This is a genomic window from Rufibacter tibetensis (assembly GCF_001310085.1).
GTDB classification, from domain to species: domain Bacteria; phylum Bacteroidota; class Bacteroidia; order Cytophagales; family Hymenobacteraceae; genus Nibribacter; species Nibribacter tibetensis.
Genome location: NZ_CP012643.1, coordinates 3473536 through 3488221 on the forward strand (window position 1 = coordinate 3473536; position 14686 = coordinate 3488221).

At 45.1% G+C, this 14686-nt stretch carries 9 protein-coding genes; 1 reads left to right on the plus strand and 8 read right to left on the minus strand.

What is annotated here, in order from left to right:
* Positions 1-664 precede the first annotated feature (664 nt).
* On the minus strand, positions 665-1180 hold the full coding sequence (locus tag DC20_RS14185; protein WP_062544435.1) for a DUF2628 domain-containing protein: 516 nt from the start codon (positions 1178-1180) through the stop codon (positions 665-667).
* 314 nt (positions 1181-1494) lie between these two features.
* Between DC20_RS14185 and DC20_RS14190 the strand changes: the two genes are divergently transcribed.
* Positions 1495-3156, plus strand: a complete 1662-nt coding sequence (locus tag DC20_RS14190) for a hypothetical protein (RefSeq protein ID WP_062544436.1) — start codon at positions 1495-1497, stop codon at positions 3154-3156.
* A 254-nt stretch (positions 3157-3410) separates the two neighbouring features.
* Here the strand turns inward: DC20_RS14190 and DC20_RS14195 are convergent, their stop codons facing one another.
* From DC20_RS14195 to DC20_RS14225, 7 genes are all read right to left on the minus strand, one after another.
* Positions 3411-6809, minus strand: a complete 3399-nt coding sequence (locus tag DC20_RS14195) for a two-component regulator propeller domain-containing protein (protein WP_062544437.1) — start codon at positions 6807-6809, stop codon at positions 3411-3413.
* Positions 6810-7541: 732 nt separating this feature from the next.
* Entirely contained in the window at positions 7542-9638 is a 2097-nt protein-coding gene (locus tag DC20_RS14200; protein WP_062544438.1) for a M3 family metallopeptidase, read from the minus strand.
* A 358-nt stretch (positions 9639-9996) separates the two neighbouring features.
* Positions 9997-10371 (minus strand): GNAT family N-acetyltransferase, encoded by a 375-nt coding sequence (locus DC20_RS14205; RefSeq protein ID WP_245652212.1) that lies wholly within the window; start codon positions 10369-10371, stop codon positions 9997-9999.
* Between the two features lie 299 nt (positions 10372-10670).
* On the minus strand, positions 10671-11753 hold the full coding sequence (locus DC20_RS14210) for a class I SAM-dependent methyltransferase (RefSeq protein WP_062544439.1): 1083 nt from the start codon (positions 11751-11753) through the stop codon (positions 10671-10673).
* Between the two features lie 295 nt (positions 11754-12048).
* Positions 12049-12450, minus strand: coding sequence for a DUF4383 domain-containing protein (locus DC20_RS14215; protein WP_062544440.1), 402 nt, complete (start codon positions 12448-12450; stop codon positions 12049-12051).
* A gap of 176 nt (positions 12451-12626) precedes the next feature.
* Positions 12627-13946, minus strand: a complete 1320-nt coding sequence (locus DC20_RS14220) for an ABC1 kinase family protein (protein ID WP_062544441.1) — start codon at positions 13944-13946, stop codon at positions 12627-12629.
* A 6-nt stretch (positions 13947-13952) separates the two neighbouring features.
* Positions 13953-14618 carry a TetR/AcrR family transcriptional regulator gene (locus DC20_RS14225; RefSeq protein WP_062544442.1) on the minus strand — a complete coding sequence of 222 codons (666 nt, stop codon included), beginning with the start codon at positions 14616-14618 and terminating at the stop codon, positions 13953-13955.
* Between the last annotated feature and the right edge of the window lie 68 nt (positions 14619-14686).

Sequence of the window (14686 nt, forward strand, 5' to 3'; positions counted from 1 at the left end):
GTTATTCTGGTAAAGGGCAGGTGCTAGTGTTGGGGGACCGAGCTCTTCTGCTAAAGCAAGGTTATCTGGTGGCGAGGATCTTTGGTTAGCAATTGTCTATTGCATCATGTCTTTTCATGTAGCTATGCTGTTGAATAAACGTATCCTGGTGTATGGTTAGCATCTTCAATATACATTAGGTAAGGTTTGTAACTTACCCCTGAGTAGCATTCTGCAGCCCCACTTTAATGTTGTGCTGCATTACTAGTAACGTAAACATCTATCTAATATAGTAGATATTATATAAACAAACTTTAAAAAAATAATACTGTTGGTTAATAATCTGCAAGTTAGTATAAAATATATTCAATTTAAATTTTTTATTAGATTATAATGGTCTTCATATAGATCATCTTTGACAATTACGTGTCTTAGTTTACTTTAATGAATAATTCTTCAATTATTTTTTTAAATAACTGAGGTTCAATCTGAAAACGTGTGAACAGAGAAAAAAAGTCAAGCCATCAAAAGAAAATCAGAGAACTGGTTTGACTTTACAGGTTGTAGGAAGTTCAAAAAAACTCCTTAAATATGGCAGAGTCAGAGGCGTCTCCTATAAATAGCCTTTATGGTTTATAGGAGACGCCTCATTAATACTTAGATTCTTTGGATGGCATTAGTTGTCTTACATAGACAAGCCAGTTTGATACACTAAGATAAGGAGTAGTATGAGTGCAGCAATAATGATATGCGGAATCAAGGTGATATTTCCTTCGGCGGTAAGTCTTGAAATAATTTCTGATTCTTGGTCTTCCTCTTCCAGCGCCTGCTCTACCTTGGCTTGCGCCTGTTTCAAGTAAAGCCAATTACCCAGAAAACCCACTAATGTGCTCCAGAACAAAGTGGAGATATTGTTTAGCATTCTCGCGTCAGATTCTGAAATGCCATACTGCTGGATGGCCAAACTCAATAAGTACGATTCCACGGTCAAGGCAACCATTATAATGAGTCCTTGTTTATACATTCTCCGGTACAGCATCCAGAAAATCCCGAAGAAGAAGGCGGCAATGTTAAAAGTGATTTTTCGGCCTTCTCTGTACTGTTCCAATTTCTGTAAGTAGTACTCGGCATCATTCCCGAAATAAGCCCTGTAATACTCTTCGTGGTCTTCCTGCTCTGGCGTTTCGGTGTCTGGTAACATACTTGCTCGGTTCTGGTGATTTTATAGGTGATGGACAAAGGTAGTTAGACCTAAATGGATTTAGGTTATACGTTTCGGTACGTTCACCTGGCTTTTGTAAGCAGTTTATGAGCAGATTTTTGAAAAAAGGTAGTAAACTAAAATTTGGATTAGGTATTTATAATAACCTTGAAATGCGAACACGGCATGAGGGTCGTTGAACAAGTCAAGCATCTGTCCAGCAACGCACTTTTGCCATTTATTTCTCAAAATGTGCGGTAAATACGATTGCTCCCAATCAGGCTGCGTACAAGAGGCCGAACCAAGTTTGTGTCGTGGAACAAGAAGCAAAACATACCTCAAAAAGTAAGAAGTACCTGGCTGTTGGCGCCACGGTTCTTGTAGTCATCCTAGTGCTTCTACTGTTTGTATCCCAGAACCTGAATACATGGGCCGAACAGAAGTTAAAGAAACAGATAAGTACCCAATCAAAAGGCTTGTATGCCCTGCAAATGTCCCGCATGAACGTTTCTCTGCTCACAGGATCTGTTGCGCTCGATTCACTAGAACTTACTCCAAGTGATTCTGTCTGGAACCACCTGCAGAGAACTACTCCAGAAGATGCACCAGCCAGTATTTCTCACCTGAAAGCCTCCAAAGTACAGGTGCGCGGAATTAGTTTTGTCAAATTGCTTTTTGGGGGGGCTTTTGGGGTAAGTTCTATCCAGTTAAATCATCCTGATTGGACGCTTCAACAGATGAAGAAAGACACTACTTCTAAGCCCCTGCATGAAACGGTGGGAGAGAAGTTCCGGGAAATTGGCATCAATGAAATCAATATCAAAGAGGGAGCATTTCGGTTCAGGAACAAACCAGACAGCAAAGCAGAGCTGTTTTCATTATCAGGCGCTGATGTTCAGGCCGAGGGGGTGCAACTGGACAGTGTTTCATTCCAGGACGAAACTCGTGCTTTCTACAGCAAAAACATTACGGCATCTGTAAAGAAAGCCTCCTTTATGTTGCCTGATGGAAATTATAAAATCAAGAGCGGTCTTTTACAGGCATCTACTAAAGACAAAGTATTATCAGTCACTCAACTCCAGCTTATTCCTTTGCGCAGCGCCACGGAGATGTCCAGGGAGGCAGGACAGGCCGTAACCAGGTTTCACGTGCAGGTGCCGGAGCTAAGGCTAGGCAAGGTGGATTTTGGAACCATGTCCAGGAACTCGAACATTTATATTGGGTCATTGGTGGCTCAGAAGCCTAAGGTGAATGCCTATAAAGACGGGAAGATGTATCCCGCTAAAGGATCAGGTATTATGCCCCATGAACTGATTCAGAAACTGACTTTTGGGGTGAACATACGCACGGCTAAGGTGCGCGACCTGTATGTCAGATACGAAGAACTTTCTGAAAAAGCATTTAAAACCGGGTACGTCACGGGCAGCAACATTGATTTGACGCTCACCAACCTCACTAATGACAAAAACCTCATCTCCAGAAAACGTCCGGCTGTTTTAAAAGGCAGTGGCTTGCTCATGGGCAAAGCGCGTTTGCAAGCTACGGTGCGGCTGGCCTTGCTTGACCCCAACTGGTACCATTCCATAGAAGGAACCATCGGGAAGGGATATCCCGCCATTCTGAACCCGATGGTAGAGCCTAGTATGTTTGTGAGTGTGAAAAGCGGGGTGCTGCAAAGTGGTTCGTTCAGAGTGGAATTAACAAAAACCTCTGCCCAAGGCTCCATGAAGCTGCAGTATGAAGACTTCAAAATTGACATGCTGAACAAGGATGAAGAGAATAAGCAGTCATTAGGAAACAAAATCAAATCATTGGTGGCTAACAAGGTGGTGCTGAAGTCTGCAAGTGAGGAGGACGGGAAAGCACCCCGCGAAGGTAAAATTCAAGTGAAGCGTCGCAGTGAACGTTCCTTTCTCACCTACTGGAAAGATTGTCTGGCGAACGGAGTTCTCTCGGTCATTGGAGCCCCCATGTAAAGAGGCACTTTTTGAGGCGGTGCTCTTTTCCCGACTCTTATGTAGCAGCCGCCTGTCACCAACACCGCGCGGCCTTGTTGAAACACATGAGAAAAGAAGGAAAAGCCAAACAGGAAGCTTTGCGAGCAACAAAATTTTATGTGAAGGTGAAAAACTAATTCACTAGGATAGAACTAGTTTACAGAATCAAGGCAAACTCTATTAATGTCTAATAGTGCACTTGTACATCAATTTCTCCCTTATTGAGTATTGGGTTAAAACATTACTTCTACCTCTTTCTCTACTTCTTCGGTTCTCTTCACAATGTCTCTAATGATAGTGTCCAGTTCCAGGCCCGATGATTTAATGTACCCATATATTGTCTGCAGATCCTCTTTAGAGTGGGGACCATCTTCTAGCAGGTAGATTAACCCTAGAATACGGGCTAACGGTGCCCTTACCACGTGCGACTGTATCCAGGCAATTTCCCGCAACTTGCTGTTCTGGTCTTCTATGGCCTTCAGGTATTCCCGGCGCTCGGTGAAATCACGTTCAATAGAAATAAAATGCGTGAGGTTTCCTTTTTGATCAGTTACCGGCGAAACATTCATATTTACAATGAATTCTTCACCGTTTTTGCGGTAGTTCACAACATCAATCTCACATGGCTCTCCAAGTAGAAGGGCCGCTTTCATGCGGTCTAGTTCCTCTCTATCTGAGTTTGGACCTTGTAAGAAACGCGGAGACTGACCAATTGCCTCTTCTTTTGGGTAGCCGGTCATTTTGGTGAATGCTTTATTTACATAGAGGATTTTGGGCCCAAATGCATCTACTTGAGCATCTGTGATAATAACAGCGTCTGTGGCATTGGTAATCACAGATTCTAACAATTTCAGTCTTTGCTCTTCTTCTTTGGCCTTAGTCACATCCTGGATTGAACCTAACATGCGGGTGGCATTGCCCTGGTCATCTCTTAATATATAAGCTTTGTTAATAATGCTGGCGTACTGACCATCTCCTTTCCTGAACCTGTATTCTTCCTGCCAGGTCAGAGTATCACTTTTGATCGCTTTATCAAATGAGGACATAACCCTTGTTGCATCTTCCGGATGCAGGTTGTCATACCATATTCGCATGTTCTCTTTTTTGTCGGCAGATCTGTGGCCCAGTATACTTTCAAAGCTTTCGCCCCAGTAGAGTTCTTCCTGTGCCAAATCATACTCCCAGATAACCAGGAATGTAATCTTGTTCACTAGTTTAAAGCGGGCATTGCTTGTATTCAGTTCTTTGGTGCGCTCTGCTACCAATTGCTTCAAAGCTTTCTCCTGCTGATCTTTCGTGAGAAATTTTTTTACAAAAAAGCCGGCCAAAAACAGCGTAAGAACTATGAGCGCTGTAAACCAATTGGTTTGGTAAAAGAAAGGGTCTATTTCAAAAGTAAGCTGCGCAGGTTTTGACCAAACGCCATTCATTTCAGCTTTCACTTCAAAAGTGTAAGTGCCCGGTTCCAGAGAGGTGAAATAAGCAGTCCTTCTCTTATCAGCAAACTCCCAGGTATCACTCAATTCTTTAAGCCGGTAATAAAAGTTAACTGAGGCAGGTTTGTTGAATTGAATGCTGGTGTAATCAATTTGTATGGTATTTACGCCTGCTGGCAGCACAATGCCTTGCAGAAAGTCTAATTCTTTATTGCCAACCCTGAAAGCTTTCACAAGTGTGTTAACTGGCTCTTTCTGCATCTTGAGAGAAGCAGGATCCACAATAGCTACCCCCTCTACCGTAGGAAACCACAGGGTGCCATCTTGTAATTTGTAGCCTGCTGGAAAAATGCCACCGTTTGTTTCCGCATTGTACATCCCGTCTGAGGTGTCAAACAACTGAGCAATGATCTGGGTGTTTTTAGTCTTAGACTCTTTTGCTTTTTGTAGTTCCTGGAGCGCAATGCGCTGCAAACCAAAAGTGCCGCTTAACCACAGAGACCCTTTGCCATCATCCAGAATTCTGTAGATACCATTGAAATGAAGGCCATTGGTTTTATTAAATAAAATGAACCTGTTGCCAGTAAAACACACCAGTCCCTTGTCAGTGCCTAACCAAAGATCTCCCTCAGGGTCTTGGTAAAAGCAATCTATAATGCCGGCAGGAAGTCCTTGCGTGATTGTGAAATTAGTAAGTTCTCCCTGGGCAGAAATTCTCACCATACCTGCACCCCGACTGCCAAACCACATATTTTGTTGGCGGTCTTCAAAAATGCTGACAAAATCAATATTAGCGAAAGCCTTAGGCAGTTGCGCCTTCTGAATTTCACCAGTAGGGAGCAATAAGTGGATTCCGCCAGAACGGGTTGCTATCCAAAGCTTTTCTTTGCTGTCAGCGTAAATAGCCTGGATGATATCACTTCTTAATCCATCTTGCTGGGTGTAAGTTCTGTCTATTTTTCCAGTGTTCAGATTGAAACGGTTTAAACCGCTGGGAGTGCCAATAAAAACTGCTCCTTTGGTGCCAGCAATACTAAGAGCCAAATCCGTTGCTAAACCTTGCAGTTTGGAGTAGCTAAAGCTTTTTCCTTTTGAGATTCTGGTAACACCTGTGCCATTGGTGCCCATCCAAACATCTCCATTTGGGTGCTGGTAAATAGGAAGAATAACCTTATTAGACTCCTTGAATGTGGGGGAAAGCATCTGTACCTCGGCGGGCTTTAACTGAACTAACCCAGAGGCAGCGGTGCCTAACCACATTATGTTTGGGGAGCTGAACAGAATGGCCCTCACTCCGTCTTCAGGTACCCCCTTAAGCTGCACGGGGGAAAACCTGCTTTTTTCTAATTTGTGAAGGCCAGATGTGAGTGTCCCTGCCCAGAGAGTGCCGTCTGGTGCTATGGAGAGAGCAGTAATAAAATTCTCAGCCAGGCCATCTTTTACAGTATAGTTTACATCCTGCCCTTGAGTGTGGTGAAACACTCCATGTTCTTTGGTGCCAATCCAAAGAGAATGGTCTTGGGCAACGGCTAACGTGCGGATGTACTTAGTTTCATACCCTGGAACTTGTGTTACTTTTTTTAACTCTTTGTCTAATTGGTATAATCCACCATCTGTTCCAATGTACAGTCCATTAGGAGATGTGACCAGAGCCTGAATAGATTTCTTGCCGCTGAACGCCCAGGCTTTCACAAGAAAAACCGAGTTGTTTAGCAAGTAGAACAATTCGCCAGACTGGGTTCCAACCCAAAGCCTGCCTTGTGCATCTTCGGTGATGCAGCTAATTCTAGAGTTTTTGACATGTTTTTTTAAATCTACTACCAAAAACTTGTTCTGATGGAAACGCACAATGGCGTTGTCAATCGCAGCCCAAATGCCACCTTTTCTTGAAGGGCTTATTGCGTAAAAAGAACTGGAGGCTAGGGCAGCAATATTGAAGTCATTGTACACTTCAAAAGTATTTCCATCAAATCGAGCCATACCCTCTTCAGTTGCCACCCATAGAAATCCCTGATGATCTTTTTGGAGGTCAAAAACCGTATTCTGTGGCAAGCCACTTTTGTTATCCCAAACTTTTGAAACAAAAGTCTTCTGGTACCAAGGAGAACCCACTGGGTTAGCCATGGTATTAGTAAGGCATGCAAAAAGCAGTACCACCAGAAGTAGTTTAAAGTCAATCAGCCTAAAAAAGAGCATGGTTGGTTTTTGTGTATGGTAATTATTCTACAGGTAATCTATTTTCAAAAGCAGATAAGTGGCTCTAGTCGATTACCTAAGAAGTAGTGATTAGTGTTTGGGGAGAACACTTTCATAATTAATGTACCTAATAAAAGAAATTAGTTTAATAATAAAAATTATAAGGTATCATTTGAGGTGAATAGGTTTGATCTTCTTTTTTTAATTCAAATAATGATTGGATTGATGAAGTGAGTTTATGCTTAGTTCTGATGGATATGTGAGTGAGTGATAGGAGTCGGTATTTTCAAAATAGTGCTGAAAATAGCTTTATAGCTACCACTACTCATCAAAATCAAAGGTGTACTCACACAGATATAGCTTGTTTGTGGAAGCGTAGATAGGCCGGAATACTAATAAATTATGACACTCATCTTATGATTGCATTTTTAAGAAGGTTGCGTGTAAGTGAAACTTTACTTAAGCAAGTGCTTTGACTTGCCTAGTGTTGACTATTACATAGTTTAGGCTAAACCCAAGGTTGATAAGTTGGTTATGAAATTAGTCGCAAAGTCACTTAGTGTGAAGAGGTGTGCCCTATGTTTCTGCGAAGGCGTTTGATTGTTGATAAAAAAAGCTTTTTAAATGCTTCTAAATCAAATCGGCTCCTTCCAGTTTTACCTGAAAGGAGCCGATTCCTTTATTACTCCATCAGAAAGTCTTGGTTCTTTACTTTCTGTCTATAAGTATGAACTACAAACTCACCGGAGTCAAGCCGCGTTTCTTTAGCAAAGGTTGTATGCTTGGCTCAGCGCCTCTGAACTTTTTGTACAATTCCATAGGGTCTACGGTACCGCCTTTCTCCAGGATGTTCTTCCGGAAGGACTTGGCTTTCTCTTTGTTGAACAGACCATTTTCCTTGAAGACCTGGAACGCATCTGTGTCCAGCACGCCCGACCAGATGTAGCTGTAATAGCCCGCTGAATAGCCGCCAGAGAAGATGTGGCTGAAGTAGGTGCTTCTGTAGCGCGGAAGGATTTGCTCCATCAAACCCACTTTGGCCATGGCCGTTTTCTCAAACTGGTTGATGTCACCTTCCAGGTTCTGGGTTTGGGTGTGATATGCCAAATCCAGCAAAGAAGCGGCCAGGTACTCAGTAGTTTCAAAGCCTTGGTTGAAGGTGCCGGCTTTCTTCATTTTCTGAATCAACTCTTCTGAGATTAACTGACCCGTTTTGTAGTGCGTGCCGTACATTTTCAAGACGTCCGGCTCAGCGGCCCAGTTTTCCATGATCTGTGAAGGTAGTTCCACAAAGTCACGAGGTACCGAGGTGCCGGCCATGCTTTCATAGGTCACATTAGACAGCAAACCGTGCAACGCGTGGCCGAACTCGTGGAAGTAGGTGGTTACTTCATCAAAGGTGAGCAGGGCAGGAGCTTCGCCGGTTGGTTTGGTGAAGTTGCAGACAATAGACACTACGGGTGCAAAACGTTTGCCTTTCTCCATTTTCTGGGCACGATAAGACGTCATCCAGGCGCCGCTTCTTTTAGAGGCGCGCGGGAAAAAGTCCATGTAGATGATTCCTACTAGTTTGCCATCAGCTTCGGAAACTTCATAAACAGTTACATCCTCGTGATATTTAGGCAGGTTGGGCAGTTGTTTAAACTTGAGGCCATATAGTTTCTCTGTAACCGTGAACACGCCTTTTCTAATGTTGTCCAGGCTGAAGTACGGTTGCAGATCCTGCTCATTCAGGTCAAAGCGCTCTTTCCGGATCTTCTCTGTGTAATAGCGCCAGTCATACGGGGTCACTTTGAACTTGGCGCCCGAGGCATCTACCATTTTCTGGATGTCCTGCTCTTCTTGTTTGGCTACAGCCAAAGCTGGCGCCCACAGTTGGTCCAGGAGTTTGTTCACGTTCTCCGGGTTCTTGGCCATGCTTTCTTCCAACACGTAGTGCGCGTAGGTTTTGTAGCCCAGCAATTGTGCTTTCTCACGGCGCAGGTTTACAATCTTGCGCAACACCTCTTTGTTGTCGTGGTCATTGTTGTTGTTGCCGCGTAGCGAGTAGGCCTCCCAGATTTGCTTGCGCAACTCCCGGTTGTCGGCGTACTGCAGGAACGGCATCACGCTGGAGTTGTGCAGGGTGAACACCCACTTGCCTTCTTTACCAGCTTGCTTGGCGGCATCAGTGGCGGCAGCTACTACGCCTTCGGGCAAGCCAGCCAGGTCTTTCATGTCGTCAATGACCAGTTGGTAGGCATTGGTTTCCGCCAGGATGTTTTGCCCGTACTGAAGGCTGAGGAGCGACAGTTCGCCGTTCATCTTCTTCAGCTTCTCCTTGTCGGCATTGTTCAGGTTGGCACCGCTGCGCACAAAAGACTTGTAGGTTTCTTCCAGCAGTTTCTCTTGCTCAGAAGTTAGTTTCAAGTTCTTTTTGTTATTCCAGACCGTTTTCACGCGGTCGAACAGCTTCTTGTTCAGGATGATGTTGTCACTGTGCGTGGAAAGCTCCGGGGCTATTTCGCGGGCGATTTTCTGAATCTGCTCATTGGTATTAGCCGAGTTCAGGTTGTAGAAAACGGTAGACACGCGGCCCAGCAATTGCCCGGTATTCTCCATGGCCAGAATGGTGTTGTCAAACGTGGCCGGCTTGGCGTTATTCACGATGGCGTCAATCTCCAGCTGGTGCTGCCGAATTCCTTCCTGCAAAGCAGGTTTGAAATGCTCATCCTTGATCAGGTGAAAAGGCGGAACCTGGTGCGGAGTAGTGTACTTCTGTAAAAGAGGGTTGTTTTTGTCAGTGGCCTGACCTGCCGTTTGTTCACTTGCCAGTAGTCCGATTGCCATAGTTGCTAGTACGCAGAAGGTTTGTGATCATTTAATATTATGTAAAAACTAAAAAAGCTTTTCCCGTTGGAAGGTTGGAAAAAGGCAAGCTTGAAATTAGTGTATAAACGTTTGGGGCAAAAATCCCTGTATATACATTTTTTCTTTTGTAACCGTAGAACGTGATCCTGAGCAAATCAATTCACCATGGATTGGCCTTTCCCGCTTCGGTGCTTAAAAATGGAAGGTAGGCCGGGGTATTTTTTATTTAAATAGGAGGGTCAAAGGTGTTTAGAAGACCATTTCTAGAAAACAGCCCTAAAATGCATCAACGACTTTCTAGTGCGGATTTTAATAACTGGACCTAAGAGAGGTGCTTTTAGGAGGCTTTCTGTTTAACCCAATCCGCAGAAGACATTTCAAACTTAATCTCATCATTGCCGTGGGTACCAACTTCCTGCCAACCTGCTGTTCGGTAAAAGGTTTCTGCTCTGGTGCCAGGACCAGTGCCTAGCCAGACGGTCTCAGTGGTTTGACTGAAATACCACTCCAGCATTAGGTCATGCAAATGTCTACCTATACCTTTCTTTTCATATTCCGGATCAACAAATAAGGCCCAGATGTTATGGTCCTGTAAATCGGCAATGGCAAAGCCCACCACCTTGCCTTCCGCTTCACAGACCCAGCCTTTGCCCCGGTTGGTGATATACTCCTCCACATCAGCATCGGTCACCAAAGCAGGATTGGAAAGCACATTCTCTTTTACGGCATGGCTACTACCTGCATCTGGGGTATGTCTGCTTTCGTAGCCTCCCGGAAGATCATGGAGCTAGGGTTTCGTATTTTGAGAATGAAAGATAGGAGAGTCTGAAGAAAGCCACAAAAGGGGATGGTTGAAACAGTTCTCTTCCTTTTGTAGCGTTCTTTTATGAAAGGGAGCCCTAAACAGCAGATAAGGCGCGTTTTTTTTAAGGCCAAAGGGATAGTATCCCTCCCTTTTTCTAGGGCAGGTTGAGTCAGAAAGTTACTAGGTGGCAGTTTGTAGAGTCTCTGTTACTTCGTGATCACATACCAGTTATTTTGTATGTCATGCGGTAGTTTATGGGTTTCAATATTGCTGAAGCCTGCTCTTTTCAAATACTCAAGGGTCACTTCCTCTCCCCACATGGCACCAAGGCCTTCGCCATGCTGGGCTAGAGATACGGTCATGCAATGCATGCAGGAAAGGGTATACAGAAAAGGAGCAATGGGGTGTGCAATGTCTTCTTCCAAATGGCTTGTGCCACTGATATCCTGCATCAGGAAAACCCCGTCTTTCTTCAGGGCCCTGTAAATGCCCTTCAGCACGTTCAGCGGTTGTCCCTGATCATGGATGGCGTCAAAGGCACTAATAACATCATACTTTTCCTCAGGCGCATCATGGTGGAAGTTAGACAAGCTTTTAAGCTTGAAATGCACATTTTCTACTCCATAGGTGGCTGTTCCGGCGTTGGCATTGGCAATGGCTTCGGTGGAGAAATCAATGCCGGTAAACCTTGACTTTGGAAACAGGGAAGCCAGCCGAATCAGGATGCTGCCTGATCCGCAGCCCACATCCAACATGGAGATGCCTTTCTCCAGTTTTTCGCGTAAATCTGGTACCAATGGCAAAATATGACTCTCCAGGGAAGATAACACAGACTGGCTGCTGTCTTCGTCAATTACTTCATAGAAGCGGTGGTGTTCTCCGTAAGGCACGCCGCCGCCATGCTTAAAACAATCCACAATTTTATCTTCTACCTTGCCCATCATGGCGCTGTATTGCAAAAGAACCGACATGTTGTCTGGCCCTGCTTCACGGGTCAGGTAAGCGGCGTGCTCTGGGGGTAGAAAATAGGTGTGGGTTTCTGGGGCATAAATGACAATACCACCAGTTACCATGGCTCCGAGCCATTCCCTTACGTACCGCTCATTCAGGTTGGCCCGTTCGGCAATGTCCATGGAGGTTGCGAAGTCCATCTGGCGCATGGTGTCAAAAAGCCCCACGCGGTGACCAATGGAGATCATGAAGGAAAGGGCACTTTTGTTGAGGGTGTCCAGCATAGCACTTCCGAAGGCCTGAGCCCGGGAGGTGTCAAATTCCTGATCAACTTTCATAATGGTTTGCGTTAATGATGCTCATCCACTATAGCAAGATCAGCAGCCCTTTCGTACGGGAGAAAAGTTGGGTATCTGGTTTTTTAGGGCTGTTCTACGGGAGCGTACTCTTTGTATTTCAGGTAAGTTATTATACGGAAACTCAGCAGAGAAAGTGATTACCAGCATAAAGCGTTTGGGGGCTGTTTTACAAAAACAGCCCCCAAACGCTTTATAGGTTTATCTGGTTAAGAAGGGGAAACTCCTTAAACCGATTCGGTATAAAATTTTCGTACAGGAGTACTCTTTTGAAATCCTATATTCTGGATCCAATACCGGCAATTCTTCTTCTAGGCAGCATTCCGGCCAAAAAGATTACAACGCCTAAGGCAATGTGCAGGTAATTATCTGCGCCATTAACAGGTAAGAAACCCAACAGGTGCGTCATGCCCTCTGACCCAATGGCGACAAAGCCAATGACGCCTAATAGAAAATACACAACCCCAAACACCTTCAAAAAGGTTGCCGCCCGCTCTGGTGCTGCCAAGGCCACTAACACAAACAAAGCCCCACTTGCCAGGTGCACCATGTTGTGCACCGCATCAGTATGAAAAATAGCGTTGTGTGAATCACCAATAATGGGGTTTGGAACAAAACCTAAAAGCCCCACAGCTAGAAACGTGAATCCAATGAGAAGAGAAGCAGTTTTAGTAGTCATAGAGTTAAATATATTTGGTTTATAGTATTTTACGGAATTTTTATATGAATAACCGAAATCATTATAAACAGTTTACCTGATCTTTTTTACCTCAACTGATTCGCTTTCACTGGTTCCACAAAATCTGGTAGTCTGCTGCTCTCAAGAAAAGAGACAACCAACCAATTGGCTGCTTTTTATTTCAGCCAGTCGGGTTTAGTAGTGTTAATGTGGGCTCCAAGCTGGTTCAACAAACTATACAGCCCAAAGTAGGTTCTATTAATAAACAGACCGTGCCTAGAGCCCCGGGCTTGCCGTGAGTTCCGGAACATCTTATCTCTGGCTACCCGGTCGCCCAGCGAGTAAATCTGGCTGAAGTAGGCGTCATCAGCAAAGTCAAAGGCTTCGGAATGAAACGGCTTGCCTAACAACGAGATCATTTCCTTGAAAACACCCTTGAAATAGGCTTGCTCCTCAGCAGAGTCCAGGTCGCTGATAAAGTCCAGGTCAAAGAAGATCTGGTTTAGTTCGTCCTCATTCAGCAGAGAATCCTTTCTGATCAGGGAGAAATAACCCCGGTAGAAATCCTCCGGAATAACTTTAACGCACCCAAAATCAATCACGCCCAAGGTCACGTTTTCCTGCACGATGAAGTTGCCTGGGTGCGGATCTGCATGTACCTTCTTTAAGTTGTGAACTTGATGGTGGTAGAAGTCCCAGAGCGCCTGCCCAATCTGGTTGAGGGCTTCCTGCGGGGGGGTGGTCTGGAGCCATTCTTTCAAATGGTCGCCTTCCAACCAGTCCATGGTGATAATGCGCTCGCTGCTGAGTTCAGGGTAATAGGTCGGAAAGTTCAGATGCGGGATATGGCTGCAGGCCTGGGAGATTTCGGTGGACCGTTTTACCTCCAGTTTGTAATCAGTTTCCTCCAGCAGTTTCTCTTCCACCTCTTCCATGTAGTGGTCCATCTCCTTTTCGTTCATGTTGAGTAAACGGTAGGCAAACGGCTTCACCATGCGCAGGTCAGAGGTAACGCTATCGGCCACGCCGGGGTACTGCACTTTTACCGCGAACGTTTTGCCGTTCTTAGTGGCTTTGTGGACCTGCCCAATGGACGCGGCATTTACCGCCGAAGTAGTAAAGGTGTCAAACATGCCTTCTGGTGCTACCCCAAAGGCTTTTTGAAAGGTTCTCACCACCAACGGGTAGGAGAGCGGCGGCGCGCTGTATTGCGCCATGGTAAACTTGTCCTGATACGCTTGCGGCAAGATGTTCTTGTCCATGGACATCATCTGCGCCACTTTCAGGGCACTGCCTTTTAGCTCGCTCAAAGAAGCATAGATGTCTTCGGCGTTGCTGTTGTGAAGTTCCTCTTTGCTCAGAGAGGGGTTCACCATCTTTTTGGCGTAATGCTTTATGTAATTTCCACCTACTTTGGCGCCGGCTCCTATGAATTTAGAGGCCCGCTGTACTTTGGAGGTGGGAATATGGTTTTGCTCTGGTTGGCTACTGCTCATGAAGGGTTATTTAGACTGGAAAAGGAATTTGGCTAAATCCACGAAAGAGTCCACGGCAGTTCTCCCAATCAGATCAAAAGTCAGGCGTACGGACTTCTCTATGGCTACATCAGTTTTCTCAAAGGAAACGGAGGTGTCCTTCAGCCAGAACTGGAAGACGAACAATGTCTCCAGCCACAAGGCCTCGTCATACTTATCTGAAATGTACTTGCGGTCCACGATCTCGTCGTTGGCTTTGCCTTCCTGAATGATGCCTTTGGCGAAGTTCCTGAACTTGTCCCGGAAGCTTCTCACTTCCTGGGGCGTTACCTTCTTGAAGTCGGCGTGGCCCTCATACAAGGCGAGCTGGTAGCTTCGGTTCTTCTTCAGGACTTCTATCCAGGTGTAGTAGAATGACAGGAGTTTCTCTTTAGCCGAGTACGATTGGTACACTTCCTGAGCGTGCATCATGGCGAAAGTCTCGTCAAAAATGCGCTCCCACACGGCGCCTTTTACCCCCTGAAACGAGGTGAAGTAACGGTAGAACTCCTCTTCCGGAATGCCAAGGCTCTGGGCAAACTTGTATACTGAAACAGGTGGTTTACCGGTCTCCAGCACGTGCTCAATGAAGGCATCTATGATTCTGTTTCTGGTCTCAGCTTGCTGATTTGTATTGAAATTTGTGTTTTCCATCTTCTTCTGTTTGTCTATAAATCAAACAAACAGAAGCGGGCAGAGGTTTAGTAAATCAGGATTATTTA

Excerpts from the sequence above, each read along its gene's own strand:
- DC20_RS14200 (WP_062544438.1), bottom strand. The coding sequence starts at position 9,638 with ATGGCAATCGGACTACTGGCAAGTGAACAAACGGCAGGTCAGGCCACT.
- DC20_RS14195 (WP_062544437.1), bottom strand. The coding sequence starts at position 6,809 with ATGCTCTTTTTTAGGCTGATTGACTTTAAACTACTTCTGGTGGTACTG.
- DC20_RS14215 (WP_062544440.1), bottom strand. The coding sequence starts at position 12,450 with ATGACTACTAAAACTGCTTCTCTTCTCATTGGATTCACGTTTCTAGCT.
- DC20_RS14185 (WP_062544435.1), bottom strand. The coding sequence starts at position 1,180 with ATGTTACCAGACACCGAAACGCCAGAGCAGGAAGACCACGAAGAGTAT.
- DC20_RS14210 (WP_062544439.1), bottom strand. The coding sequence starts at position 11,753 with ATGAAAGTTGATCAGGAATTTGACACCTCCCGGGCTCAGGCCTTCGGA.
- DC20_RS14220 (WP_062544441.1), bottom strand. The coding sequence starts at position 13,946 with ATGAGCAGTAGCCAACCAGAGCAAAACCATATTCCCACCTCCAAAGTA.
- DC20_RS14225 (WP_062544442.1), bottom strand. The coding sequence starts at position 14,618 with ATGGAAAACACAAATTTCAATACAAATCAGCAAGCTGAGACCAGAAAC.